Annotated in this window: 29 protein-coding genes and 2 pseudogenes; 14 read left to right on the top strand and 17 right to left on the bottom strand. The window is 49.7% G+C overall.

All coding sequences use genetic code 11. The features are described from left to right. Positions 1–23: 23 nt before the first annotated feature. On the bottom strand, positions 24–1442 hold the full coding sequence (gene fliD / locus JK231_RS21985; protein WP_211729520.1) for a flagellar filament capping protein FliD: 1419 nt from the start codon (positions 1440–1442) through the stop codon (positions 24–26). 340 nt (positions 1443–1782) lie between these two features. Between fliD and JK231_RS21980 the strand changes: the two genes are divergently transcribed. After that, on the top strand, positions 1783–2646 hold the full coding sequence (locus tag JK231_RS21980; RefSeq protein WP_211729519.1) for a BglG family transcription antiterminator LicT: 864 nt from the start codon (positions 1783–1785) through the stop codon (positions 2644–2646). Positions 2647–2676: 30 nt separating this feature from the next. Here the strand turns inward: JK231_RS21980 and ascB are convergent, their stop codons facing one another. The 4 genes from ascB to JK231_RS21960 form a co-directional block, all read right to left on the bottom strand. Further along, positions 2677–4071, bottom strand: a complete 1395-nt coding sequence (gene ascB / locus JK231_RS21975) for a 6-phospho-beta-glucosidase (RefSeq protein ID WP_211729518.1) — start codon at positions 4069–4071, stop codon at positions 2677–2679. Between the two features lie 15 nt (positions 4072–4086). Next, positions 4087–5955 (bottom strand): PTS beta-glucoside transporter subunit IIABC, encoded by a 1869-nt coding sequence (gene bglF / locus JK231_RS21970; protein WP_211729517.1) that lies wholly within the window; start codon positions 5953–5955, stop codon positions 4087–4089. A gap of 205 nt (positions 5956–6160) precedes the next feature. After that, positions 6161–6883, bottom strand: coding sequence for a YoaK family protein (locus tag JK231_RS21965; RefSeq protein WP_058961215.1), 723 nt, complete (start codon positions 6881–6883; stop codon positions 6161–6163). A gap of 134 nt (positions 6884–7017) precedes the next feature. After that, positions 7018–7620, bottom strand: a complete 603-nt coding sequence (locus tag JK231_RS21960; protein ID WP_211729516.1) for a LuxR C-terminal-related transcriptional regulator — start codon at positions 7618–7620, stop codon at positions 7018–7020. A 198-nt stretch (positions 7621–7818) separates the two neighbouring features. Between JK231_RS21960 and JK231_RS21955 the strand changes: the two genes are divergently transcribed. After that, a complete protein-coding gene (locus JK231_RS21955) occupies positions 7819–8004 on the top strand; it encodes a KGG domain-containing protein (RefSeq protein ID WP_072016973.1) in 186 nt (61 codons plus the stop codon). A gap of 41 nt (positions 8005–8045) precedes the next feature. Here the strand turns inward: JK231_RS21955 and lepB are convergent, their stop codons facing one another. Then, positions 8046–8981: a signal peptidase I gene (gene lepB / locus JK231_RS21950; RefSeq protein ID WP_211729515.1), complete on the bottom strand. Its 936-nt coding sequence runs from the start codon at positions 8979–8981 to the stop codon at positions 8046–8048. 225 nt (positions 8982–9206) lie between these two features. On the opposite strand from lepB, the gene JK231_RS21945 reads away from it, so the two are divergent. Beyond that, on the top strand, positions 9207–9458 hold the full coding sequence (locus tag JK231_RS21945) for a hypothetical protein (RefSeq protein ID WP_034822671.1): 252 nt from the start codon (positions 9207–9209) through the stop codon (positions 9456–9458). Positions 9459–9527: 69 nt separating this feature from the next. Here JK231_RS21945 and JK231_RS25705 read toward each other — a convergent pair whose 3' ends face one another. Together JK231_RS25705 and JK231_RS21940 are read right to left on the bottom strand one after the other, a co-directional pair. Then, entirely contained in the window at positions 9528–9653 is a 126-nt protein-coding gene (locus JK231_RS25705) for a hypothetical protein (RefSeq protein WP_255253253.1), read from the bottom strand. Between the two features lie 262 nt (positions 9654–9915). Then, entirely contained in the window at positions 9916–10116 is a 201-nt protein-coding gene (locus JK231_RS21940) for a hypothetical protein (RefSeq protein WP_211729514.1), read from the bottom strand. A gap of 250 nt (positions 10117–10366) precedes the next feature. Here JK231_RS21940 and JK231_RS21935 point away from each other — a divergent pair, with 250 nt between their 5' ends. After that, positions 10367–10564 (top strand): hypothetical protein, encoded by a 198-nt coding sequence (locus tag JK231_RS21935; protein ID WP_034822666.1) that lies wholly within the window; start codon positions 10367–10369, stop codon positions 10562–10564. Continuing rightward, a complete protein-coding gene (locus JK231_RS21930; RefSeq protein WP_160833220.1) occupies positions 10565–11353 on the top strand; it encodes a hypothetical protein in 789 nt (262 codons plus the stop codon). On the opposite strand, the gene JK231_RS21925 is transcribed toward JK231_RS21930, so the two are convergent. Continuing rightward, positions 11345–13111, bottom strand: coding sequence for a sensor domain-containing phosphodiesterase (locus JK231_RS21925; protein ID WP_166936069.1), 1767 nt, complete (start codon positions 13109–13111; stop codon positions 11345–11347). The two genes, JK231_RS21930 and JK231_RS21925, sit on opposite strands and share 9 nt — an antisense overlap. A 757-nt stretch (positions 13112–13868) precedes the next feature. Between JK231_RS21925 and JK231_RS21920 the strand changes: the two genes are divergently transcribed. The 3 genes from JK231_RS21920 (at position 13869) to msrA (ending at position 15539) form a co-directional block, all read left to right on the top strand. Further along, positions 13869–14114: a ParD-like family protein gene (locus tag JK231_RS21920; protein WP_034822655.1), complete on the top strand. Its 246-nt coding sequence runs from the start codon at positions 13869–13871 to the stop codon at positions 14112–14114. Then, a complete protein-coding gene (gene map / locus JK231_RS21915) occupies positions 14111–14899 on the top strand; it encodes a type I methionyl aminopeptidase (RefSeq protein ID WP_182058365.1) in 789 nt (262 codons plus the stop codon). Before JK231_RS21920 ends, map begins: the two co-directional genes overlap by 4 nt. A gap of 103 nt (positions 14900–15002) precedes the next feature. Further along, complete coding sequence (gene msrA / locus JK231_RS21910; protein WP_082678132.1) at positions 15003–15539, top strand: peptide-methionine (S)-S-oxide reductase MsrA; 537 nt, start codon at positions 15003–15005, stop codon at positions 15537–15539. On the opposite strand, the gene JK231_RS21905 is transcribed toward msrA, so the two are convergent. Next, positions 15536–16441, bottom strand: coding sequence for a LysR family transcriptional regulator (locus JK231_RS21905; RefSeq protein ID WP_211729513.1), 906 nt, complete (start codon positions 16439–16441; stop codon positions 15536–15538). The two genes, msrA and JK231_RS21905, sit on opposite strands and share 4 nt — an antisense overlap. A gap of 145 nt (positions 16442–16586) precedes the next feature. Between JK231_RS21905 and JK231_RS25565 the strand changes: the two are divergent. Then, positions 16587–16682 (top strand): annotated as a pseudogene (locus JK231_RS25565) (hypothetical protein); the annotation flags it as partial. A gap of 76 nt (positions 16683–16758) precedes the next feature. On the opposite strand, the gene JK231_RS21895 reads toward JK231_RS25565, so the two are convergent. After that, complete coding sequence (locus JK231_RS21895; protein WP_034822646.1) at positions 16759–17166, bottom strand: hypothetical protein; 408 nt, start codon at positions 17164–17166, stop codon at positions 16759–16761. An 80-nt stretch (positions 17167–17246) separates the two neighbouring features. Further along, complete coding sequence (locus JK231_RS21890) at positions 17247–17855, bottom strand: LysE family translocator (protein WP_097117748.1); 609 nt, start codon at positions 17853–17855, stop codon at positions 17247–17249. A 113-nt stretch (positions 17856–17968) separates the two neighbouring features. Between JK231_RS21890 and JK231_RS21885 the strand changes: the two genes are divergently transcribed. After that, positions 17969–18865 carry a LysR substrate-binding domain-containing protein gene (locus JK231_RS21885; protein WP_160833216.1) on the top strand — a complete coding sequence of 299 codons (897 nt, stop codon included), beginning with the start codon at positions 17969–17971 and terminating at the stop codon, positions 18863–18865. A gap of 29 nt (positions 18866–18894) precedes the next feature. Here the strand turns inward: JK231_RS21885 and JK231_RS21880 are convergent, their stop codons facing one another. Next, positions 18895–20460 (bottom strand): methyl-accepting chemotaxis protein, encoded by a 1566-nt coding sequence (locus JK231_RS21880; protein ID WP_211729512.1) that lies wholly within the window; start codon positions 20458–20460, stop codon positions 18895–18897. A gap of 409 nt (positions 20461–20869) precedes the next feature. After that, positions 20870–21376: a DUF892 family protein gene (locus tag JK231_RS21875; protein WP_211729511.1), complete on the bottom strand. Its 507-nt coding sequence runs from the start codon at positions 21374–21376 to the stop codon at positions 20870–20872. Positions 21377–21829: 453 nt separating this feature from the next. On the opposite strand from JK231_RS21875, the gene JK231_RS21870 reads away from it, so the two are divergent. The 4 genes from JK231_RS21870 to JK231_RS21855 all read left to right on the top strand — a co-directional run bounded on the left by JK231_RS21870 (position 21830) and on the right by JK231_RS21855 (position 24928). Continuing rightward, positions 21830–22033, top strand: a complete 204-nt coding sequence (locus JK231_RS21870; protein WP_034822638.1) for a general stress protein — start codon at positions 21830–21832, stop codon at positions 22031–22033. A 551-nt stretch (positions 22034–22584) separates the two neighbouring features. Continuing rightward, positions 22585–23160 (top strand): TetR/AcrR family transcriptional regulator, encoded by a 576-nt coding sequence (locus JK231_RS21865; protein WP_211729510.1) that lies wholly within the window; start codon positions 22585–22587, stop codon positions 23158–23160. A gap of 686 nt (positions 23161–23846) precedes the next feature. After that, positions 23847–24323, top strand: coding sequence for a DUF1348 family protein (locus JK231_RS21860; protein WP_160833213.1), 477 nt, complete (start codon positions 23847–23849; stop codon positions 24321–24323). Positions 24324–24535: 212 nt separating this feature from the next. Continuing rightward, positions 24536–24928 (top strand): NirD/YgiW/YdeI family stress tolerance protein, encoded by a 393-nt coding sequence (locus JK231_RS21855; RefSeq protein WP_097117742.1) that lies wholly within the window; start codon positions 24536–24538, stop codon positions 24926–24928. Positions 24929–25364: 436 nt separating this feature from the next. Here the strand turns inward: JK231_RS21855 and JK231_RS25700 are convergent, their stop codons facing one another. The 3 genes and pseudogenes from JK231_RS25700 to umuD all read right to left on the bottom strand — a co-directional run bounded on the left by JK231_RS25700 (position 25365) and on the right by umuD (position 26109). Then, the gene (locus tag JK231_RS25700) at positions 25365–25499 is read right to left on the bottom strand and encodes a hypothetical protein (protein WP_255253252.1); all 135 of its coding nucleotides are present in this window, start codon (positions 25497–25499) and stop codon (positions 25365–25367) included. Between the two features lie 107 nt (positions 25500–25606). Further along, positions 25607–25687, bottom strand: a pseudogene (locus JK231_RS25770) (hypothetical protein); the annotation flags it as partial. Further along, entirely contained in the window at positions 25687–26109 is a 423-nt protein-coding gene (gene umuD, locus JK231_RS21850; protein ID WP_058961188.1) for a translesion error-prone DNA polymerase V autoproteolytic subunit, read from the bottom strand. The gene umuD and the pseudogene JK231_RS25770, both read right to left, overlap by 1 nt. Positions 26110–26218 lie beyond the last annotated feature (109 nt).

Raw genomic sequence — 26218 nt, 5'->3', positions numbered from 1 at the left:
ACGCCGCTATTGGGGGGGAATAATTATTTTTTGCTGTTGCTGCTGGTCATATTATCAAACTGCTGTGTGAGATAGTTGCTGGTGCTATTCAGTACGCTGACCACTTTATCCAGATTGGTGAACTGAGTTTTGTAGCGTGCGATTTTGTCATCAATGCGTTTACTGGTGGTGTTGTACTGATCGGTCAGCTGGTTCAGTTTTTTACTGATGCTGTCCGTCGCCCCCTGAATCACGCCTTTACTGCTCAAAAACGCGGTAAAAGTGGTATCCAGTACCGTGGTGACGCCGGTTTTCTTACCATCACCGGTGTACATATCACGGATGGCGTCAGGCCTGACTTTCAGTGCACTGGAAAGTTTGTCCGCATCCAGCTTCAATTTCCCATCGGTAGGATCGGTGGTAATACCCGCCTGGCTGAGCGTTTTGTAAACTCCCGAACCGGAGGCGTTGGCAAGAATGCTCTTTAACTGGGTCTGGATGTTACGCAGCGTGCCGTCACCCAGCAGTGCACCGTTTTTGCTGTCCGGTTCTTTACCCGCATCCACCGCTGTGTAGCGGGTAAGATTGCCCATCGTATCTTGCAGCGAATTGTAGGCATTCACCCAATCGGTGATGGCGCTTTTCGCCTTGCTGGTATCAGCGCTGACGGTCAACGTCTGAGTGCCGGTCGTCTGATCGTTCAGCTTGAGCGTAATACCTTCCACGGCGTCTTCAATGGTGTTGCTGCTGCTTTGAATTGCCACATTGTTGACGGTCAGGCTGGCATTTTGCGCTTCCACACTCTGAACCATGTGACTGTTAGCTTGATCGGATTTATCAAATCCAACAAAACCGTGCAGCGTATCATCACCCGTTACGCTTAAAGAGGTCACTGCGTGGTCGGTTCCCGTCGCCTTCGAGGTTAATGACAGACGGTATTCTGTTCCTGACACTTTGATCAAACTGGCGCTGATCCCCACATCGGACTTGTTAATGGTGTCACGCAGCGCTGTCAGGGATGTTTGATCTTTGGATAACGAAATGCTCTTCTCTTTGCCATCCGCAGTGACAAATTTCAGGGTACGCGATGCCGCATCGCTGCCTAGAGCCGCTTTGACATCGGTTTTCGCATCGCTGGTCAGCGTTTGCGATTGCGCCAGATGATCTACGCTGATGATGTATTTCCCTGCCAGCGCGCTGCCATTGGTATCCGCGCTAAATGCACTCGAACTGGAAGTGGTACTGGTCGCCGTATAGAGACTCGCATCTTTTAATTTGGTGTTAGCCGTCTGAAAAGCCTGAATCGCGGTTTTAAGTGTGCCATAAGCAGAAAGCTTCGCCGTGGCGGCAGACTGCTGTTTGGAAATCGGTGTCAGTGACTGTTTTTCAGCGGCGGTCAGCTTGTCCAAAATGGTACTTAAACCCAGTCCTGAACCCACACCTAAAGTTGAAATCCCGGCCATGTACGTAACTCCTGTTATTTTGACGTTACGGTACTATCGGCGACTTAACGCAAACCTTTAAGAAAACCTGATCATTTCTTTACTATTTCCTTACAAATATCCTTACAGTTTGCACAGCATCAGTGCAGACGCGGCTTCAGGGGCCATTGCCCTGTTTTTCCTCCATCGCTTCGCGGCGCAATAAAACATGACGTGTCTCACATTTAACGGTCAGTATGCTTGTCGGAATCACAGAGCGGCTTATGATCTCGCCAGATTGTTACTGCGCGCAAACGCAGGCAAAACCTGACACGCCGCCCTCCCGGTGGGTCAGGTTTTTTCTTTTTCAGGGCTGATAAAAATGAAAATCGCGAAGATCCTCAATAACAATGTCGTGGTCGTACTGGGCGAGAACGGCAAAGAACAGGTCGTGATGGGTCGCGGGCTGGCTTTTCAGAAGCGTGTGGGTGATGCGCTGGATGCGCAGCAGATTGAAAAAGTCTTCGCACTGCAGAGTGACACCCTGACAGGAAGGCTAAGCGAGTTGCTTTCTGATATCCCACTGGAAGTCATCACCACCAGCGAGTTAATCATCGCCAGCGCACGTCAACAGTTGGGTCAGCCGCTGCATGAGAGCCTCTCGATTGCGCTGTGCGATCACTGCCATTTCGCGATTGAACGCCATCAGCAAGGCATTCCGATTCGTAATGTATTGAAGTGGGAGATCAAAACGCTCTACCCCAAAGAGTTCGCGATTGGCATGGAAGCACTGGCCCTGATCAACAAACGCCTCGGGGTGGCGTTGCCTGACGATGAAGCAGGCTTTATCGCCCTGCACTTAGTCAACGCGCAACTGGGCAGCAACTTTGCCGATGTCTCTCACGTGACGCAATTTATGCAGAAGATTTTGCATATCGTGAAGTATCGGTTGCAGCTGGATTACCGCACCGACAGCCTGAGCTATAACCGCTTCGTTAACCATTTGAAGTTTTTTGCCCAGCGCATGCTGGGAAAACGCGGCGTGTGCAGCGAAGATGAGTCATTGCATGATGTGGTGCGCGACAAATATCCGATTGCTTATCAATGCGCGGTGAAGATCGACAGCCACATCCAGCAAAAATATCTCTATGCCCTCTCGGCGGAAGAGCGCATGTTTCTCACCATCCATATTGAGCGAGTTCGCAAAGAGACATTAGCGTTGCAGGAAGATGCCGACGAGGCGTAAAAACGGGCGACAGCACGCCCGTTAGCGGGTTTATTTCAATGCCGCGCCGTGGCTACGGATCACATCCTGATACCAGAAGAAGCTCTTTTTACGCGAGCGTTCCAGCGTGCCGTTGCCCGCATCATCACGATCAACGTGGATGAAACCGTAACGCTTCGAGAACTCGGCTTTAGAGGCGCTGACCAGGTCAATCGGTCCCCAGCAGGTGTAGCCCATCACTTCCACACCATCCTCAATCGCTTCCCGCACCTGCACTAAGTGATCATTGAGATACTGGATGCGGTAATCGTCATTGATGCTGCCATCGGCCTCAACCACATCTTTGGCACCCAGGCCATTTTCCACAATAAATAGCGGCTTCTGATAACGGTCGTACAAGATGTTAAGCAGAATACGCAGACCTTCCGGATCTATCTGCCATCCCCACTCTGAGCTGGCGAGATGCGGATTCGGCACCATCGACAAGATATTGCCCTGCGCTTTCTGGTTCTCTTCTTCATTGGTGGTGACGCAACCGGTCATGTAATAACTGAAGGAGATGTAATCCACAGTGTTGCGCAGGTCGCGTTTGTCCTCATCCGTGATGCTGACGGTGATTCCGCGATCGGCGAAGAAGCGTTTCATGTAAGCCGGATAGGCACCGCGCACCTGTACATCACCAAAGAATAACCACTCGCGATTCTGTTGCAGCGTTTCCAACACATCGGCCGGACGGCAGCTGAGCGGATAGAGCAACGCACCCAGCAGCATGTTGCCGATCTTACCGTCCTTAACAATCTCATGGCAGGCTTGTACGGCGCGGCCGCTCGCCACCAGCTGATGATGAATTGCCTGATAGATCGCCTGTTGATCGCTCTCCTCCGGTAATCCAACGCCAGTAAAGGGCGCATGCAATGACATGTTGATTTCATTGAACGTCAGCCACAGCTTCACTTTATGCTGGAAGCGAGTGAATACCGCGCGCGCATAGCGTTCAAAACAATCAATGGTGATGCGATTGCCCCAGCCGCCGTATTTTTTGATCAAACCGTATGGCATTTCGTAATGTGACAACGTCACTAGCGGAGTGATGTTGTACTTTGCCATCTCATCAAACAAACGATCGTAAAAGGCCAACCCCTCCTCGTTTGGCTGAGCTTCATCGCCCTGCGGGAAAATACGCGTCCAGGCAATCGAGGTACGCAGAACGGTAAAGCCCATCTCTGCGAACAGCTTGATGTCTTCCGGGAAGCGATGATAGAAATCAATCGCCGTGTCTTTGATGCCAAAATCATTGCCGCTGCGTTCAACGCGCGCGCCAAAAATACCTTTAGGTTGCAGATCCGAGGTCGATAGCCCTTTACCGCCCTCCTGCCAGGCACCTTCCACCTGATTGGCGGCAACGGCGCCACCCCATAAAAATGCATCCGGGAAACGTGTAGTCATTTACTTGCTCCTTGGTTATTTCAGCACGGCCAGCAGCGGCGAGCCTTCACTCACTGCGCTGTTGTTCAGGGTTAATACATCAATAAATTCATCGCTGTTGCTCACCAGCACCGGTGTGGTGAGGTCGAATCCAGCTTTTTTGATCGCCTCAATATCAAACTCCAATAGCACATCGCCCACTTTCACTGGCTGATCGTTTTGTACCTGAGGACGGAAATATTGCCCGTCGAGTTTGACGGTATCGAGTCCAACATGGATCAGCACTTCCGCGCCTTGATCTGACGTCAGGCCAATCGCATGTCCGGTGCGGAACATGGAGGAAACTACGCCATTGACCGGCGATACTACGCGGCCCACGTGCGGCAGAATAGCCGCGCCCTTGCCGAGTAAACCGCTGGCGAAAGTTTCATCTTTGACTTTCTCCAGCGGCAATACGTCACCCGCAATCGGGCTCACCACGCTTTCACGGCGCGTTAATGTCGCAGGCGCGGGATCGGCGACGGGTTCAGCCACAACAGGTTGTGCCGCAGACTCTCGTAAACCAAACACATAGGTCATGGCACAGGCGAAAACTAGCGCGACCGCTGCACCGGCAAAGGACGCCAGCACGCTGGCATCAATACCCGTGCTGGGCACGACCTGAATAAACGTGAAAATACTGGGGAAGCCAAAGGAGTAAATGGTGGTGTGCCAGAAGCCCAGAATGGCGGCACCCAGCGCGCCACCGATACAGCCGAAGATAAACGGACGACGACGCGGCAGCGTAACGCCATACACTGCGGGTTCAGTGATACCAAAAATGCTGGCAGTGAATGCCGATCCCGCCATCGCTTTGAGTTTGATATCACGCGTGCGCAGGAAGATCCCCAATGTCGCGCCCGCCTGTCCTAATACCGCCGGCATCAGTAATGGCAGTAGGGTGTCGTGACCGAAGTTGGCCAGATTATTGAGCATGATCGGCACCAGACCCCAGTGCAGACCGAATATCACACAGATTTGCCAGATCGCGCCCATCACCGCTCCTGCAACCATGGGGCTGAGGCTGTAAATCCACAGATAGCCTTCCGCCAGCAAGCGGCTGAGCCAGGTGGCTGCCGGGCCAATCGCCAGAAAAGTGAGCGGCACGGTGATTAGCAAGCACACCAGCGGCGTAGTGAAGTTACGCACCGCACCGGGTGAACGCGGATGTACCCAACGCTCAATCAGGCTTGAGACCCACGCAGCAAAGATAATTGGGATCACCGAGGAGCTGTAATTGAGTATTTCCAGCGGGATACCGACAAAGGTCAGTGGCTTTCCTGCCTGCTGCTGTTGCATCGCTTCAAGTATCAACGGATGCACCAGCGCTGCGGCAATCGCCATGCTGACAAAGGGGTTACCGCCAAATTTTTTCCCGGCGCTGTAGCCGAGCAGAATCGGCAAGAAGTAAAAGAGTCCATCACTGGCAACAAACAGCACTTTGTAGCTGCCGCTGCTCGCGTCCATCACACCGAGCACCAGTGCCAACGCCAGCAGTCCCTTGATGATGCCTGTCGCAATCATCACACCAATAAAGGGTGTAAAAATGCCGGAAACCAGATCGATAAAACGGGCAAACAGGTTTTGTGGCGTAGTGTCCTCCACGTTATCGGCATGGTCGAGGGCATAGCGTGCCGTTAACGCGCGGTAGACCTCCGCAACCTGGTTGCCTATCACCACCTGATACTGTCCCCCGCTCTCCACCACCATGATCACGCCAGGATTATTTTTCAACTCGGCGGTATGCGCTTTTTGGCTCTCTTTTAACTTGAAGCGCAGGCGCGTTGCGCAGTGCATCACGCTGATGATGTTATCTTTTCCCCCCACGCCAGCCACAATGTCATCTGCCAGTTCCTGATATTGCATCTTCCTTTCTCCTGCAAAACGCCTCGAATTTCGCGCAAAAAAAAACCTGAGGCGCGCCCTCTGCTATCGAGAAAGGGCTCGCCTCAGGTTTTGCCTGCCGAACAGTAACAATCCTTAATGACGGTTATCTTGCTGAGCATTGCCAAAAAGTAGCAAGCAGTTTTCAAAAATCGCGCTGAAATATGTGAAGCGCATCAATTATTGTTCAGGAGTGCAGCGCATGCCCGGCACGTTGTAATGCTGACAAAGCGAGGGCAGATAGCATCACACCAATCAAAATTAACAGTTTATAGCTCAGCGCGTTCAGCAGCAGAATACCCAGCACGCCGCCGAACAGGAATGCCATCACCGTGAAGAAGTGCAGTTTTAAACGCTCGATATAGAGCGGCGCATCTTTCGGGGATTCTTTACGGCGTAGCACATCAAACAACATGGCCAACTCAATGCCAATGTCGGTAGCGGTACCGGAGACATGGGTGGTGCGCACGCGTGCGTTGGAAATCCGGGTCACCACGGCGTTTTGTAATCCCATCAAAAAACTCAAACTGAGCACCAGCAATACGCCCGATTCACTAAAGCTGAACCAACTCTCAATGACGCCCAGCGCGAATAATGCCACGCCTTCCAGCAGGATGTTGATGGCATAAATCCCGCGAATTTGTCGCCTGCGTCCGGAGTTGATAATCAGGGTCGAGACAGAAGAACCCGCTATAAAGAGCAGCACGATGAGCAGGAAGAACAATCCGACATGCAGATTTGCTTTCGCCAGATGATCGGAAAGTGACGAGACGTTGCCCGTCATGTTGGCAGAGAAAAAACCGACGGTTTCAAATGCAGCTGTGTTCAGCGCGCCCGCCACAGCCGCCAGCGTGCAGGCGAGTCGGGTATCCGTATTAAAAGTGCGCGTGTTTTCGGAGGTGATCAGCATGGCTATTCCCGACCCTGGCAAAGGGGAATATCTTCCTCCTGCGGGCCGGAATTCTCAAGCCTCAGGCAAAAGACACCCTTTACTAACCGGGCATAACAGGGAGTTATGAGCGAGGGATACAGTCAGTGTAGATATTAATCGACATGGGTTCGATTAAACCCGTATTGCGTAAGCCGATGATGAAACTGAACATTATTCTCACAATTCAGTTTCGCGTAAATCGATCGCTTATAGTGACTGATGGTTTTGTTATTCAGTCTGACACGCAAGGCTATGTCCTGCTGACTGCTGTATCGGGCAAGCCATTTCAGCATGTGAAATTCTTGCAGCGAGAGCGAAGGAACACGGCTGCGTGTTGATGTATGCGGTCTCTTCTCAGCAAGTGTATTGACGTTTTGAACAATGCTGGCTAATGAGGATTTTTTTGTCAGAAATAAAACCGAGTGAAATTCATGGGCAAGAAAATTAAGCAGCGCAGCATCATTAATGTCTGTCAGTACCAACACGCGGATACAAGGATAAAGTGCCTGCAACAGGCGTAAAAACGCATAGGAAGATTCAATATCATCCGCTTCGGTTTTTAACTCAATAATCATTACTTCGATAGATTGATCGATTAATATTTTTTTTGCATCACTTAAAGATGAGCAGGATAAGAATTGATAACCTGCAGATATTAATAGCTTTTCTAAGCCAAGTGCGGCCCATAAATTGGCTTCAACATTTAATATTTTCATGTTTATTACTTAAACAATTAAAAAACCATTTAATCGTGATTAGTGGCTATTTTAAATCGGACAACATTTCTTTTTTTGTGCGATAAAGACTACAAAATATTAATTATCCCGTGCTGGCGAAGCCGCAATCGCGCACTAAAATTATGGAGTGACTAGCTAGTCCTTATCTCTCACGGAACATTGATATGAGGTCTTCCTATGAAACAACAGAGCTACAGAGGCGGTGCAGGGAATTTTGCTAACGATCCGGCACGCGCAAGAGAAGCTGGTAAAGCGGGAGGCAAAGCCAGTGGAGGCAACTTCAGAAACGATCCTGAACGCGCCGTTGAAGCGGGTCGGAAAGGAGGCAAGATAAGTCGCCGTCCTCCAACAAAGTCTGAGTAAAGCGCTTTAGGATTTGTTCTGCCAGGGACTGGCATCTTCTCTTAATGGATCCACCCGATACGACCTGGCCTCAGCCCTGTCGGCCACTGCCCTTCCTGTTTTTCCATACTAAATCCAATCGCCACCGCTTTGCCTACCAGATTACGCTCAGGGACAAAACCCCAATAGCGGCTGTCATAGCTGTTGTTACGATTATCCCCCATCATAAAATAGCTATCCGCCGGCACCACCCACTCTCCAGTCTGCTGACCTGGTTGATGGAAAAACGCCGATGCTGAAACAGTCAATTCAGGCTTCTGCAAAAGGCGATGCGTCACCCCCGCTAGCGTTTCAGTGCCCATCAATAGACGCTGTTCATCAGGCTTTTCCTCGCCAATTGGTCTGGCATAAAAGCCCGGATGCATTCCGGCAGTCTCGACGAACTCGCCCGCTTTGAGCGCACTGTAATGAATGGCTAGCGCTGGTGCACAAGATTGATGGTCCTGGCAAAAAGAGAAAACAGTGAGCTGTTGTGAGGCTGGATTGAAGATGACTTTGTCACCGGGCAAACCGATCACTCTTTTAATGAACAACTGCGTTTCGTCCTGAGGAAACGTAAATATCGCAATATCACCACGTTTAGGGTGTCCGGTGGCAAGCAACGTTTTCTGATTGAATGGATTTCGCAGCCCGTATGAATATTTATCTGCCAGCACCCAGTCGCCGGTGAGTAGAGTTGGCATCATGGATCCAGAAGGAATGCGAAAAGGCTCCCAGCCAAAGGCCCGAACCAGTAACACGATGACCAGTAACGGAAAGAGCGATGCGGGCGTATCCAGCCAACTCGGGAGGCGCTGACTTTTACCCTGCTGTATGAGCGAAGATTCTGCCTGGTTTTTCTCAACGGTGATGCGCGTCAAAGCCCAAAGCCTGTATGTCCAACTCAGGCCGCTAAAAACCACAGCAATGGCCAGTATCAGGGCGAAGATGTTCATCATAAGAGGGTTCCAGCGCTGCCGCGTTATTCATCCGCATCAATCATTGCGGCTCGTTAATTTGCGCCGTCAATATAAACCAAATGTTAGGTTATCGCTCTCCTATCTGTGCTTTACGGCTCGCTTAATATGATGCGAATGGTGAGGCTTGAGTTATAGGCTTTTCAATGCCATATTCTTTTCAATAATGTGGCTTGCTTAATCTACATAACTTAATAGGGAGTGATAATGTCCACCGAAGAGAGAATAAAGGAACTTGAAGAAACGGTTCAGCGTTTAAAAATCGAAACTGAGGTGTTACGTGAACTGATGATTAAACAGGTCGCGGTGAATAACATCACCTTCAAAGGGAAATATGATGAAGTCATTATTAACATGGCTAAAGAGTATGAAGAGCGCGGACTGGAAGTTGACCGTAACCGAGCCATGCATGAAGCGATACGGCAATACATCAAAGATGATGCATCATCCAATGATTGAAATGCTGTACCGCAATAATACCCTTGCAAATTACGCAAAAGAGCCGCTTACGCGGCTCTGAATTGAGAATCAGATCATCGGTTTTTGATCATCAGGTAGATCACGATCGTCAGTCTCATCACCCTCTTCATCGGGTAAGGGTAAATCGTCGCCAGGCAGCGGCTTAACATCATCTGGATCTGGACGTTCTGACATATATACCTCCATTCACCCTGATTGGGTATAAGTAGTTTAGTGGGGTGATGATTGATACGGTGTAGAAAATACGCGATTTTGTGAATCAAGCGTAGGATATTTTATAAAATATTTTAACCACTAGAAAATCTTACTTTATAAACTACATGCTTCGTTTATTTCGAAATTACAGGGTAATTAATCAAAAATTTCAATTGATTAACACACTCTATAATTAGAGAGATGTTTTTTAAATGTCGGGTGCGATTAATTGTCAGCGAGGCTATTTATCCTGATAAGGATCCTGCTTGTGATCTTTACTATCATCGCGCGTGCGCGGAATCTCTCCATGATCTTCAGGGTTTTCTTTTGCTGGATGGTCATCCTCTTCATACGCATTGCCGACATTTGGGGCGACTTCGGGAAGTCCCTTATGCACATCCCCTTCTTTATTACGTTGTTCATTCGTATGATGTTCTTTCAAAATTAACCTCATATTTAATGTCTTTCTTATTGTAGTCTAATTTTAACGACAGGAAATGAATACTGAACCCCTAAGCCATTCATTATTAAAACTGGTAAATTTTTCCGTTCACCTACGGTTTCGCTTACTTCAGCTTTTTAGACAGATTAATCCGTAATTTCGAAAACACGCCTCTTATTCAAGTCACTAACCCAAATTCACATCGGATAGTGTGCCATACTCTCACTACCCAAATTAATTGGAAAATAACATGTTTCACTTTGTTATCGCCCTCTTCAAGAGCCCTGAGTCATTGCTACAAGTGATGAGCCAGCAAGATATGAAAGAATCCATTCAGGAGGGTGACAGGATCATTATTGATGAAGACGGCAACGCTTCGGTTAATCCGTTAAGTCCCAAAGTTCAGCGCGATTTTGCCCATCATGTCAAAACCTTGAAGGATATCTAAATGGGAACGGCAATATTTATGGTGCTGATGGTGTGTGGCTATTGGTACACCAGCCGGGACATGTCGAGTCGCTTAAAAATAAAGCGTTCCTTTGGCTGGGATGTTTACTTTTTAATTGCCCTTTATGGTTGTATTTTTGTCTTACAGGGCGTGTTTGCCACCGGGATTGTCTGGCTGATATTACTCGCCGCTTCCGCGATCAATAATACTTTTGCACTTACCCGCCTGGTGCATGCTCGTTGGCATGTGGATTTTATGACCTGGAGCTTCCTGGGTATTCAGGCACCGGTCGTGATTATGCTCGCCTTTGCCGTGCTGTTTTGTGTGTATCGCTCAAACTGGGCTGGCAGCGCGCGATTAACCGCCAGCAGCCGCCGCGACCTCTATCAGCGATTGTCACGTTCGAACGGTATTGAACAGATTTTGTTGCAGTGTATGGAAGAAGGTGAGTTAGCCTGGATAACGCTAAAATCCCGACGCATCTACATCGGCATGATTCATGCCGCCACCTTCGAATATGCCAGCACGGCTAATATTGTATTAATACCGATGCTCAGCGGTTATCGCGATTCACGTACGCTAAATCTCGCCGTTGAGCACAATTACAGCCGTTGGTATCATCAGCACCGGATTGATTTCATGTCGAAACCCAAAACAGCTTTAGCGTTTCGTAAAGTGATTATGGTGGAACAAATCGAGAGTCTGTCACTATTTGATCCCGCCAGCGCCAGTGCTCTGGCAATGGGTGAGGCAGGAACCGATGAAGTCAGGACAGACGCATCACCCTAACTTCCAGCGTAACCAATTATCCAGTTCGCTTTCAGGTAATGGGCGGGAATGAAAGAACCCCTGCGCCTGATCGCAACCGAACTCTTTTAACGCTTCGAGCGTCTCAATATTTTCCACGCCTTCCGCTAACACCACATAATCCAGTTCTTTGAGCATAGCGATAATGCTGCGGGTGATGATGCGTGACGCGGTATCTGTGGCAAGTCCACCGACAATCGAACGGTCGAGTTTGACCACATCCAGAGGCATTTTTCGCAGATAACTGATATTGCTGTAACCGGTGCCGAAATCATCCAGCGCAATACCAAAACCGCGCAGTTTCAACATTTCCAGTCCCTTAATGGCCGCCGCGCTTTCGATGATGCGCTCAGTTTCCAGGCACTCAATGCCGAGCAGATTCGTCGGCAGACGTGCCTTGATCATCTTATTCTCGAGCCTGTCAGCAAAACTTTCCTGGCTAAAGTCGCGCACGCTAACGTTCACCGTGACAGGCAACTGGATACCTTGCCCGTTGAGCCGTTTCAATCGCTCAATGGTTTTATCAATGACCCATTCGGTGATCTCTTGCAGCAACGTGGTTTGTTCCGCGAGCGGGATGAAAACTGAAGGAGAAAGTTCACCTCGGGTGGGATGGCGCCATCGGATCAGCGCTTCGAGCCCAATCGGTAAACCGCTGCTCAGACAGATTTTCGGCTGGAACACCAGATACAAGCCATGATTGTGCCGTACAGCAGTGGCCAGGTCGTTGACGAGAGTAAAGTCATCCGTACGCCGCTCATCGTTTTCCTCACTGAAGTTCATACACGGGATCCCGCGACAAATGGCTTCATGCAAGGCACTAACGGCTCGACGCAGCGCTTCCTGAGCGGAAATTTCTGACGGCGAAAAGAGGGTTTCACCGGTATGTGTCGCTAAATCGACCGATAAACCTTCGCCAATCTCGGCGCGTACGCCTTCCATGCGTCGCGCAACCCACTCGGCGCACAATGGACTTTCTTGTTGAGTTAATAGCGCAAACCGCCCGGTTGCCACGGTATAGAGCAGTTCATTTTTGCCGGGACGCAGACGTAGCGGCAGTAACGTTGCCATATCTTTGAGGAGCCCTTCGACAGGTGCCATGCCCAACGAACGCGCCAGCTCATAGGCTCGCGGCATATCGATGCAGTCGATCAACACCAGTCGATACCGCGTGTTATCACCCGCATTACGCAAGGCTTGCAGGTCTCTAATCAGTTGCTGTCGGTTAGGCAATCCTGTAACCAAATCGGTAAAACCGACAGAATGCCAGGCTTCAAGAAAGGAAATTACCAGCTGTGATAGCAACGTCATCGTCGCCAGCTTTTCAGCGCTAAAGGTATGTGGTTTGCTATCCACCACGCACAGCGTGCCTAAGACCAGCCCTTCCTGGCTCTTTAGTGGCACGCCCGCATAAAAGCGAACAAAAGGTTCACCTATAACAAAAGGATTGACGGAAAAACAGGCGTCCAGTTGAGTATCGGGCACCACCAGCGGTTGATCCCCCTCGACCACGTACTGACACAATGAATCGGCACGCAACGTTTCACCGACGTTAAAGTTGTGCGCAGCTTTGATGTATTGGAAATCATCGTCAAGGACAGAGATGAAACTGCTGGGAACATCCAGCGTTTTACTGACCAAATCAGTGAATTTGCTCAGTACATCGTCACGGCAGATATCCGGATTCCGAAGTGCCTGGAGCGTGATGCAGCCTGGCTTCAATTCGTTAGTTATGCTCATTTGCACACGCCCATTCCATTGGCACGGATAGCAATGCTGAACTCAAAAGAATAACTTCATTATCATTAAGGAGAATATCCGCCATTTTGCGTCTATTTTGCTCATTATTAACCGGTGAATATCACCATATTATGCCCGCCATCACGGTTTGTCATGCTGAAATATCTTTACAAAAAGCTTACATGAAAACTGAGTAAAGGGATCCTTCACCCCATTCAAGCGAAGCGTAAATTGATAACAAGGATTACGGCTGCCCAGAGATCTTATCAATAACGCACACATTAATAGGATTTAATGATTACCGCATAAAATTCAGTCTGTTGTCCGTAATTCAACAAGCACAGAAAACAATCAAATAAGCGATGCATCACGGCATATATATTCCTGTCATATCGCTAAGTCGGTCCAGGTTTTCTCTTGATGATGCGTTTCGCTTATTAGCTTCATCTCTCAATCGAGGGATTATTTTATTTTAGCTGAGCTTTCAAATGCCGAACTTTCAACACCCTGCTCTGGGGAAATCCAGAAATATTACTCTGCAACGATTATTAAGCCGCTTCGCAGGGTATTTTTTCTTTAGTCTATCTTTTCCTCAACACATCACGCCACCCTGTCACGCTGTCGCAGGCTTAAACGGCTAAGAGGTGGAGATGCTGTACAGGGTCACGGCAAACTTCCCAACATTTCCCCTTCCATCTTATCCGGACGCAGCGTAATCTATATGCAAAACGACTACGTTTCATATACGGATCGCATAATGGGTATCGTAAAAATTTCTGATCTGATGCATGAGAATCTGCGTATCGCGAGCACGGCGTTAAGCCGTTCCATCAATGCGCAGGCAGAACACTGGATGAAGATTGGCATGCTGGCTGAGCTTTATCCTGACCTCAACCTTCAGGAACTGACGCGCCTGTTGATGCGTGTCGAACGTGACGGCGGCGCAGATTTAGCGCAGCTGCTTGACCAGCCTACATTAACCTCGCAGGGAATCGCGCAATGACCATCAAACTACATTCCGCTGAAGAAATCGAACTGGCACGCGCTGCCGGACACGCCGCGGCAAAAGTGCTGGAAATCATCACCCCTTACGTCAAACCCGGCGTGACCACAGATGAACTGGACGCCATTTGCCATGACTATATTGTCAATGAACTGAAGGTTGTTCCCGCGAATATTGGTTATCACGGCTATACACGCACCACCTGTACCTCGGTAAATCACGTGGTGTGCCATGGCATTCCAGGTGAGAAGAAGCTCAAGAATGGCGATATCGTCAACATCGACGTCGGCATCATCAAAGATGGCTGGTACGGTGATACCAGCCGCATGTATTACGTGGGTGAGCCATCGGTGCGCGCTAAACGTCTGGTCGATATCACCTACGAATCGATGGTGGCGGGCATTAAAGTCGTCAAACCCGGTGCGACATTGGGTGATATCGGCGCCGCGATCCAACAGGTGGCGGAGAAAGCCGGATTTTCAGTGGTGCGTGAATATTGCGGTCACGGTGTTGGTGAGATTTATCACGACGAGCCTCAGATTCTGCACTACGGTACGCCGGGCACAGGGATTGAGCTGCAGGCAGGCATGATCTTTACCATCGAGCCAATGATCAATGCCGGCAAAGCAGGCACCAGTGTTTTATCTGATGGCTGGACGGTGGTGACAAAAGATCGCTCGCTGTCGGCGCAGTGGGAACACACTCTTGCTGTGACCGAGACCGGCTTCGATTTGCTTACGCCATGGCCTGAAGGCACAGGCGATTACGCAGCAATAGAAGGCTGAGTGCGGCTTAGCGCGCTGACAGGCATTCAGGATGCGCCAATGCAGTGGCGTTACTTTTCACCGCCGTGTAAGGTAACGTCACTTTTTTTATCCGGAACTTAGACTGATGCGTGAACAAGCCATTTTTGCCGGCGGCTGCTTTTGGTGTACTGAAGCGATTTTCCAATCCATCCATGGTGTATTGAGCGTGGAAAGTGGTTATATCGGCGGCCATGTCTCGTCACCCACTTACGATCAAGTTTACAGCGACACCACCGGTCACGCCGAGGCGGTGAAAATCGAGTTCGATCCCGATCTCGTCAGTTACGACGATTTGCTCGACATCCACTTCGCGACACATGATGCCACGCAGGAAAACATCAAAGACGGCGTGGTGCGTTCACGTTATCGCTCCGCACTGTTTCCGACCAGCGATGCACAACGCATTGCCGCTGAACAAGGGATAGCGCGTGCCGCTGCCGAACTCAGCAAGCCGCTGGTGACAAAGCTGGAACCGTTAGCCGAGTGGTACGCAGCCGAAGACTATCATCAAAACTTCTGGGAGAAAGAAGGACAAGAAAACGCCTTCTGTATGATGAATATCCCGGCAAAACTGCAGAAACTGCGCAATAAATTTCCGAAACAGGCATCGGACGCTTAACGCGCCATCTCATCGATAACCTGTGTGATGCGCTGAATCACCCTCTGCGCCGCCCGCGATAACTGTCGGGATGGCGCAGTACAAAGTGCCAACGTCAGCGGACGCATCACGCTGTTTTTCAGCGGCACAAAGCACAGTTGCTGCTCCTGCACTTCAGTCATCACATCCAGCAAACTCAGCACGCATACGCCAGTGCCCTGAGCAACCAAACTGCGTATCAGGCGAATATCGTTACAGGCAATAATGTTATCCGGCGCCATGCCCTGCTTGCGGTATAGCGCATCGACCCGTTCATGGACCACCAGCGAATCACCAGGAATGATATGCCGCTCCTGGCTCAATTGACTGAGCGATAGCGCATCGCACTGGCTCAATGGATGATCGGGCGCCATGACTATACCCATATCCAGTTCAGCAAACGCCAACACATCCAGTCCAATCTGACCCGCCGGATCCAGGATTAAGCCAAAATCAATCGCAGACTGTCGAATCAATTGGCTGATGGCGTGGCTGTTGTCGACGGTAAGTTCCAGCCGCAGCCACTGATGTTCACGTGCAATATCCGCAATCGCATCAGCCACCGGTCCCTTAGTCAGTGATTGCACCAGACCCGCGCTGACGTTGCCGCGCTTCAAGCCCTGTATATCGTCGAAACGCTGGCACGTAACGCGAAACTCGCGCTGCCAGCGCATCACATCGTCGTACAACAACTCACCGGCGGTGGTCATCCGCAACCCATCCGGCAAACGCTCAAACAGCGGCGTACCAAAGCTCTCTTCCGCCTGCAGGATCTGCCGGTTAATGGCGGACGCGGAGACGTGCAGTTTCTCGGCGGCTTTACGTAAGCTGCCGCTGCGAGCCACTTCTGCAAAGTAAACGGAAAAGCGGGAAAACGGACTCATGCATCACCTGTACTGTTTTTTGCAACACTTGATTGAATTCTGTCGGATGGATTTATACAGAGCTAATTATTCACAATGTCCTGATAGAAATGAAGTCTTTCAATCGCCCTCGTGAGCCAATGGCAGGAACATCACCATGAATACCCGCAACGTCGAACTGCGGGTCCAGGTAGAAGATGTGCACGCTTTCAATCTGCGGGTATTTGAAGAGGATTGCCTGAGGGTGGAAACAAAAAAACCAGCGCCAGCCGCTGAACAGTTTATCGCGCTGTGCTGCTCACGCATTAAATCACGCAATCGGGTGATCGACCTGTAACTTATTTAGTGCGCCACATGCGGTACTGTCCCCAGAAGCCTACTTCTGTGGCGTACTCCTGTGGCGTGCCGTCAGCCACAATATCCAGCGACTTGCGCATCCCCAGACTCATCACTGAACAGTCATTACTGACGCGCAACTTGTGCAGACCATTTTCCAGATAAGCAGTGACAAACTGGTTTTGACGCAACATCGCGACATCCTGACCATCCACGTTCACCACGAATTTGCAGGTTCCACCGCTGGCACTTCCTATAAACTGCTTGAGGCGCGTAACAGTCACCGGTGTCTGCTTCTTGCTGGCATCCGGTGTCACCATTTGCTGATTGATGATGGTATCGGCTGATCCATAAGGTCTGGCGCACCCTGCCAGGGTTAAAACCGCTAACGCTATCAATGCTTTTTTCATTATTTTCCCTTTAGTCTGCTGCTCCATGCAGCCATTCGCTATGCGTTATCGGCGTTATGGGTGAAATCTTCAATACCACGCTATAACAACAATTGCCTCAGGTTGTAGAACGCTCCCGCCAGCGCGATCAGCAACAACATCAGCATTGATATCCGCTCCAGGCGCTGCTGATGTGCTCCCGGCAGCCAGCGCTTTACGGTGATGATATAAAACGCCAGCACCGCAAAATCGAAGGCCATCCACACCAGCGCCAGGGTGATCAGGCTGCTGCTCAGATCGGGCGTGATGGCGATAAACTGTGGAAACAGCGCGGCAAAAAACAGAATATCTTTTGGATTAGAGATGCCCACCACAAAGCCTTTCAGCAATCCCCCCTGTGCTGCAGGCCGGTGGGCGGTTGCACTTGTCGCAGCACGTAAGCCTCGCCATGCAATCACGCCAATAAACAGGGAACCCAGCAACCCGGCGACTTGCAAACTCAAGGGATCGAGAGAGACCAATCCCGTCAACATCAGTGCAGCCAGCGCAATCAACACCAGTGATGCCGCGTTAGTGCCCACCGCTGTGGCAAAAGCGCGGCGATAACCGTGTCGCGCGGCCGTGCCCGTGATCAGCGCCACCACCGGGCCTGGCGTCATTAACAGCAATAAAATCGCCAGCATATACGCCAGCAGCAGTGAGAGGTTCATGGTAACGACCTGAAACGTATTAGAAGGTGGCCAGTATGGTTTTTCGTTTCCACATTGAAAAACGCTTTAAAATGCCGTTTAATGTGAGTTTTACTCAATATTGAGTTTACCTTATGACGCTTCCTCCACTTTATGCGTTGCGCGCCTTTGCCAGTGCGGCGCAATTAGGGTCTTTTAGCCAGGCCGCTGCGGCACTCAACGTCACCCCTGGGGCGATTAGCCGCCACATCCGCACCCTTGAAGCGTGGTTCAATTGCCAACTGTTTATCCGTAAAGGCCCCAGGGTCGAAATCAGCGCTGCCGGTAGCGTATTAGCGGCACAATTACAGGCCGGATTTGCCTCTTTAGAGCAAGCTTGCGCCGCCTTCACGCAGCATGGTCATCAACTCCGTCTCAAGGCCCCATCGACACTGACCATGCGGTGGCTGCTGGATGCACTTCAACTCTATCGCGAGCAAAACTCAACACCTGAAGTGCAGATTACCAGCGTTTGGATGGACACCGACAACGTCGATTTTGCCCGTGAACCTTTTGACTGCGCCATCTTGTTGGGCGACGGTCATTTTGGTGCAGACACTGAGTGCCATTTGCTGTTTCAGGAGTGGTTAATTCCGATTTGCGCCCCCGCACTGGAACGACAGGCACAAAAGCAACTGGCAAGTTGTGAATTGATTCACCCCTCACACGATCGCCGCGACTGGCTGAGGTGGTCACAGGGGGCAGCTGATGCACCGGCTATCAATCTGTGGCAAGGCAAACTGTTCGATACGCTGGAACAGGGCACGATGGCGGCGATCAGTGGACACGGCGTTTCAATTGGTGACTTGCTGCTCAGCCAGGAGGCGATCAACAACGGCTTACTGGTGCTGCCATTTAACCAGCCGGTGGCGACAGGGGACGGTTATTATCTGGTGTGGCCGAAAACCCGGCCGGAAGCGCCCAACATCAAGCTATTGCTTCAATGGTTGCTTGATCAGGTGCCCGTGTTAAATAGCAAGAATTTAGAGTAATGGCGGCCTTGACGCCGCCTGTCATCTGGTTATGCGCTCTGACGCAGGGTAAACACGCTGACGCTGTTCACCATGTTTGCCGCTTGCTCGCTGAGCATGGCGGAAGCAGCCAGGGATTGCTCCACCAGCGAGGCATTTTGTTGCGTCGTGATGTCAATTTGGCTGATAGCAGTGTTGATCTGACTGATCCCATCGGCCTGTTCGGTGCTGGCCTGATTAATCTGTGACAGCACCTCCTTCATGTTCACCACGTTGTTCATCATTTCCGACATCAGTTTGTTGGCATCCGCTACCATGTCACGGCCATCAACGATGCGCGTGGAAGACTCCTCAATCAGATGGCGAATCTCATGCGATGAGGTGGCGGTTTTTTGCGCCAGCGCGCGCACTTCCTGCGCGACTACCGCAAAACCGCGACCGTGCTCCCCTGCTCGTGCCGCCTCAACAGCCGCATTGAGCGCCAGGATATTGGTCTGGAAAGCAATCGAATCAATCAGATTGATAATGTCTGCCATGCGACCGGCTGAATCATGGATCTCAGCCATTTTGGTCGACACGTTGTTCATCATGGTGGCGTTCTGCCCCACGGCGCTTTCCGCCTTTTCAGACAGATCGGCAGCAAAGTGGGTGTTATTGCGCGTGTTGCTAATGGTGGCGGTGAATTCTTCAACCGATGCTGCTGTTTGTTCAACCGAACTGGCTTGTTCTTCAGTACGCGCGGCCAAATCATGTGTACCCGACATAATTTCGCTGGCACCTCCTGAGATTTGCTCTGCGCTGATACGAATATGACTGACAATGGTCGACATTTTATCCTGCATCTGCTGAATGGCGTTTATTAACTGGCCCATTTCGTCTTTACGTTTTTCATAGAAGCTCGTACTAAGATCGCCATCAGCAACACGGCCAAGAAACGCAATAACGTTTTTTAATGGCACAGTAATGGATTGGATAATAATCCAGCCAATCAACGCAGAGAGAATAACCGCCGCAATAAATATCACCACCATTGAAATTTTAGTGGTGTGATAGGAATCCATAAAGTGTGTGTAGGAACCATTCATCTGCTGCTCTTGCAGTGCAATAAAACGCTGCACTTCAACCGTATAATCCTTTTGTTTACTCGCCAATGCTGTCAGATAATAATCCAGCGCTTTATTAGGATCCTGACTAGTGAGTTGCAAAAATTCATTACGGCCTTCTAAATAAGCTTTGCGTTTATCATCCAAAATTTTGAGATAAGCAATGGAATCGTCATCTGTTGACAGTGCATGGAGTTGACGATAAATCTCCGTAATTTGCCCGGTTGCCCCCTGAAGCTCATTCATGATGGCGCTGCGGCGCTCCGCATTGATTGGGCTGAGCAGCAAAGCCTGTCGCTGAATGGTAGTGTTAATCTCATTGATTAACTGATTGCCCAACGCAATGGTTGGGTAATCATCTTTCATCATGCCGTTGACGCCGGTTTGTGCCATAAACAGCGAATTTAAACCCAGTACCGCGACCAAAAGCAGCATACCGATATTGATGAGCGAAGAAATAATGAGTTTGCTGCGTAATTTAATATTACGTGAAAATCCTTGAACTATGTCCATTTAGAAACCTCAATGATTTTATTAGTGAGTCATGAAATCCAGGTGTTATTAAAACAAAGAAATGGAGACGCTCCGCGTTCTCATCGGCAGCATCCCTGCTGTTATCGTCAGCATGCTCACTAACCTTAATGCTTTTACTTAAATATAACTTACTCGTGCAAAACAATTCACTTCCTGTGGAATTGCGCAATTAAACAATTTGATCAGTTATATTAAATTGTTGGCAATAATAGTCACCTGAGTGATCAGTGCGCTTTACTTATTAAACTGAGTTTGTAGCGCTTGATCCTCCGTTTAGATAAACGTAGCGGCTTTTTACTGCAGTTTATGCAATTGCCGTTAACGAGCAATCATTAATAATGTTGGCTATTTTCTCTGCGGGCAGCCAGCAAGCTGCCCGCTGAAAACACTACACCGCGCTTGATGCTTCACTTTCAGCCAGCGAGTCTATCGATTGATTCGCTGCTTCAGGCAAGTCCGCAAGCAGTTTGGCCGCCATTTGCGCTTCCTGTTGCAAGATCCGCTGAAAAATGTCCGCGCCTTCACTGTCATCAGCCTGTCTGGCGGCGGCAATTAACGTGGTGTAAGTCGCAACTTTATAACTACAAAAGACATAGACGCTGACGGCCATCCGTGCGTCCTGCTCAACACGCAGCATATCGCTTGCTGCCTGCCCCACCACAGACAGGCGGCCTAATGCCTCTTTCAATGCCGACCAACTATCGTCATGGCATTTCAGAACCTCTTTCACCTGCAACTGCTGTGCGCGTGATTGCGCAAGATAATGCGCGATGTGACTCCCGATGGAAGAATCACTGTCGAGACGCTCCATCGCTTGTTTTAATAACGTTTCACCGTGCTTCTCCATCGCATGTGCATCACGTAGCCAATCCAGATAAACAGATTCCCTCGTCATTCATTCACTCCTGGTTGATGTGCTTTTAATGAACTACCTTTGGGGATGGTATGCAGTTGCTTAGCAAGCTAACCGCCTCAACGCCGTCGCTAATGGAATTATCTGGAAATAAGCGAAGCGTTAATTAACGGACTGACAATCATCTTAATTAAACGTAGCAAGTAAGCCCTTCTGCGCAAGCCAATCAACGCAGAACTGAGAGGGAGGATTAATATCACCACTTTGCCGCTTCGCTTATATTTAGCCTCACAACACTCTTTACTCAACATCTAAAGTGCGCTAACAATCATCATTCAAGTGAGTTTCATCCGCTTATAAACAAAAATCGACTTATCCTTAAACAAACAGTCCGCAAAATAATAAAACTTAAGATTAATCCTGACTTGATTATGGTAAAAACAACGCTACATTTATTTTTGCTTTATGTTGGTACAAATATAATGAGGAGAACGCATGACGGACCCTAACAAGCATCCTGAAGAGGAAGAGAAAAAGACGCAACGTCGTGGGGGCACAGGGAACTTCGCCGAGGACAAGGAGCGTGCAGCTGAAGCAGGCCGCAAAGGCGGTCAGGTAAGTGGCGGCAATTTTAAAAACGATCCGAACCGCGCCGTTGAAGCTGGCCGGAAGGGAGGAAAGATCAGCCGCCGGAAATAACACTATCAATAATTCAACATTGGGTTACGTTCGCTAGCCTTTATCACAACACTCTCCTGACGTGCATTAGCGCTTCGCTTAAATGCGAAATTCGCTACGTTAGGAGGGTTATTCCCATCGCTAACAATAAAAAATCGATCATTTCTTGATCAATCGTTCGTCATTTGCCGCTTCGCTTATCCAGAACTTTTCCTATATATATTAATGATCAATTTAGATCCCAGAATAAATAACCAAACACGAATTAACCAACATATTTGTACACGGAGATTCAAGTTGTACACCTTAGTCAAAATTAAGGTTGGTGATGATTAACTTAATTACAAAAGTGGAGGGGAACTGACCTTCTTGTCGGTGAGGGGATGAAATAACTATTCACTATAAAGACTTTTCCCTCCCCCCTCATTCATACTGACTGGTGTCTGCAAAGCCTTCCGATCAACGTCCTTTCCTTCGGGTCCTTCCAGCTATCGCAAGAATCGAATGACTTTTTTACAGGCTCTTTGATAAAAAGCGTTGACGTGGTAGAACGATAATTCTACTTTTAACCCATGATCAAAAAAACAACTGATACACGGGATAAAATCCTGAAAACCGCCGAAGAGCTCATCTACCAGAACGGTATCCACGCTATGGGCATGGACCTTTTGGTCAAGACCTCTGGTGTCGCCAGAAAGAGTATTTACCGTCATTTCGCGAACAAGGAAGACGTGGCATCCGCCGCGTTAACAGAGCGCGACGAACGGTGGATGCAATGGTTCAGAACAGAGTCTGACAAAGGCAAGACTCCTCAGGAGCGTATCCTGAACATGTTCACTGTTCTGAAGAGCTGGTTCGAGTCCGACGGATTCCGGGGTTGCGCGTTTATCAACACGGCGGGTGAGGTTGGCGATCCTGAAGACCCTGTGCGCCAGATAGCCAAGATGCATAAACAGAAGTTGCTGGATTACGCTCTGGAGCTTACCGAACAGCTGAACGTTGAGCATCCGGAGGATTTGGCTCGACAGTTACTGATCCTGCTGGAAGGCGCGATCAGCATGTCATACGTCATGGGCGACGGGAGTGCTGCCGACAACGCTCAGGACATCGCGAAACTCATGCTGGAACGAGCCTCCTCCGGACCCTGAGGTTCGCGAACGCTTTTCCCTGCATGAAGATTTAAATGCGTTTTTGAATTCGATTTATCTTCAGACAGGCGGGACCGATAAACGGTCTCGCCTTCAATCTGTGCGCATACCCGCAGCCATCATCATACACAACAGCGATGTCACCACACCGCCTGCCCGAACGTTCGCGCCGCACATACAGTCAACAGTCAAAGTCATCTTCTGCAACGGGATAGTTAATTTTCTACGGATAACCCACAGCTCGATGGTATTTCTTCTTATCGCCGTTTGAGTATATCGGGCACTTCCCTGGCGCATTCATAAGCGACATTTTATTCCCTTACCCTTCCCTGTTCAGACCTGAAACGGGCGAATCTCAGTTAATTTAAAACCAATTAAAAACAATATCTTATTTCGATTTTAATGCCGAATATTCTCTGCTCCCGGCATTCATTTCAGAAAAAATCATTGACTAGGTAGAACGATCGTTCTACCTTTAAATCACAGACAGGACGCCGCGCGATATCAAAGGGGAATCCCTGAATTTGTTGAAAGGTCTCCTATCAGAACGGTATTGATGCCACCGATGTGAGCCTTCTGGTCAAGGCATCAAAAGTAGCGAAGTTTTTGCTGGAACAGGTCTTTCACTGAGTCCTAAGTCACGAGAACGATCTTTAGACTGAAACTAAATTTACAGGAGTTTTACCATGACTGATTCACAAGTTCGTCCACCGCTCCCGCCTTTCACATTGGAAACGGCCATCGAGAAAGTCCGTCTGGCTGAAGACGGCTGGAATAGCCGCGATGCTGCAAAAGTAGCTCTGGCTTACTCACTGGACACCAAATGGCGTAACCGCGCCGAGTTCGCCAACAATCGTGAAGAAGCGCAGAGCTTCCTCGACCGTAAATGGAAGAAAGAGCACGAATACCGCCTGATTAAGGAACTATGGGCATTTGGCGGTAACCGCATCGCCGTCCGCTACGCTTACGAATGGCACGATGACTCCGGCAATTGGTTCCGCTCCTACGGAAACGAAAACTGGGAGTTTGGCGCTGATGGCCTGATGGAGCGTCGTTTCGCCTGCATCAACGACATGCCGATTAAAGAGAGCGACCGTAAATATTTCTGGCCGCTGGGCCGTCGTCCGGACGATCATCCTGGCCTGTCAGATCTGGGGCTGTAAGTCATTTCGAGAAAACGCTCCCGCTTGGATTAAGCGGGATATCGTCGCCAAAAACGCCGATCCTGTGTTCATTCCTTACCAGAAATTTTGAGATAAGAGTTCTTATAACCAGATGCACCACGCTCAGGTTTAGATTTATTTCACACCCGTTCCGTTTACTTCCCAGGCGCTGTGCCAGGCTTACACCTGAAGACACATCAATGGAGAATGAAATGAATAAGGTCGCCTGGATTGCGGTGATGTTACCTCTGAGCGTCGGTGCATATGCCGAAACGGGAGGATATGAAGCCGGTAAGACGCCCCCACCTCAGAATAAGGAAGATGCCGGGTATAAGGGGTCGGAAGATACGGCAGAAACACCGGTTACGCTGATCAAAGATTTTCGTCAGGGGGGCTATGTCACGCTTGAGGGCTATATCGTCAAAAAGATCAAAGGCGACACTTATCAGTTCCGTGACAGCTCAGGCACGGTCAACATCGATGCTCCGGCCAGCACTTTCAAAGGCAAAACGTACAGTGCAGAAGACAAGGTCCGCGTAAGCGGGAAAGTCTACGGTAAAGGCGAAAGCGCGCATCTCAAAGTTTCCCGTATCGACGAACCTTAAGGTGCTGTTCAGGGCCCCCGCTAAAGTCACTGCAGGGGGCCGGAATGCTTTATCTTCAAAATCCAAAGGCTAAGCGTTAACTTCATCTCCTCCCGCCCTTAGCAACTTTGCGGCATCTAATGCAAACGCCTTTACCTGCAGGTCTGATGACCCCGCAGCGATGCGTTCAAGTTCAATGATGATACTCACCCTGCTAAGCGGTACTCCTTTTGCGGCCAGTTCGACTACAGCCGATCCGATGGCACATCCAATCATTCCTGCGCGATTTGAATTCATGTCGTTCATATCAAGTAAAGAAAACGCCGGTTTGGTTTAAGTACAAAGTTAGTCGGAAAATATGAACCTTCAAATATACCTAACGTCATAACTTATATGGAGATTATCCCATGTAACGAATTTCGCCCGCCGATGCGGGCCTTTTTTTGCCCGATGAAGTTCAAACGGGTGAAGAATCCGACACGTTCAAAGCGCTCACTTCATGCGTCACCAGCCCCACAACGATCACATCCTCAAGCAAATCATCCTCAAGAAGCAGCCCGTCTTCAGTTAGGATACGGTTTGGATGAAACATCGTCACTCCATTCCAGCCTCCCCGCCACCTTTAGAAGCACGGTGCTATCGTTACCCGGCCGCCGGAGTTCATCCACAATGCAGCATCGCCCTCTTAACTCGACCAGATACCGGCTTACCACGCAGATCAGGCCTGAACACTGTCTCGCAACTGGCGTAAAAAGAGTTCACATCCACCAGGGCAAACATTAACGGCCCATCGTCTTAATGGAGTGCCGGACCACGCCGAAGATTTCAAACTGATCGGCATCGGGGATCGGGATAATGGCGTGCGCGGCGTTCATCGGTTTTAGGTGCAGGAAAGGCCGGGTCATCAGTTGCTTCACGGTGAACTCGCCGGAAATCGCGGCCACGATGATATCCCCATGCTCCGCGGTGACGGAGCTGTCCACCACCAGCATGTCGCCATCATTAATACCACCCTCAATCATCGAATCTCCGCTGACCCGGATGAAGTAGGTTGAGCTGGGATGACTGACCAGCAGATTATTAAGATCCAGCCGCTGTTCGACATAGTCCTGAGCCGGAGACGGAAAGCCACACGGAACTCTGGCAATGAAAAGCGGTAACTCCAGAATGGCGCGGATTTCCGCAGGTCTGAAAAACTCCATGATGATAGCCCTGACAAATACTGTATATATAAGGGTCTTCCCCGATCATGGTGGGAGACTCAGAACGCCATATTCAGTTTCCCGTAGTGGAACATCACTCCCAGCTTAA

The organism is Pantoea sp. JGM49, assembly GCF_018257655.1.
GTDB classification, from domain to species: Bacteria; Pseudomonadota; Gammaproteobacteria; order Enterobacterales; family Enterobacteriaceae; genus Pantoea; species Pantoea communis.
This window is presented reverse-complemented; position numbering and strand designations above follow the sequence as displayed.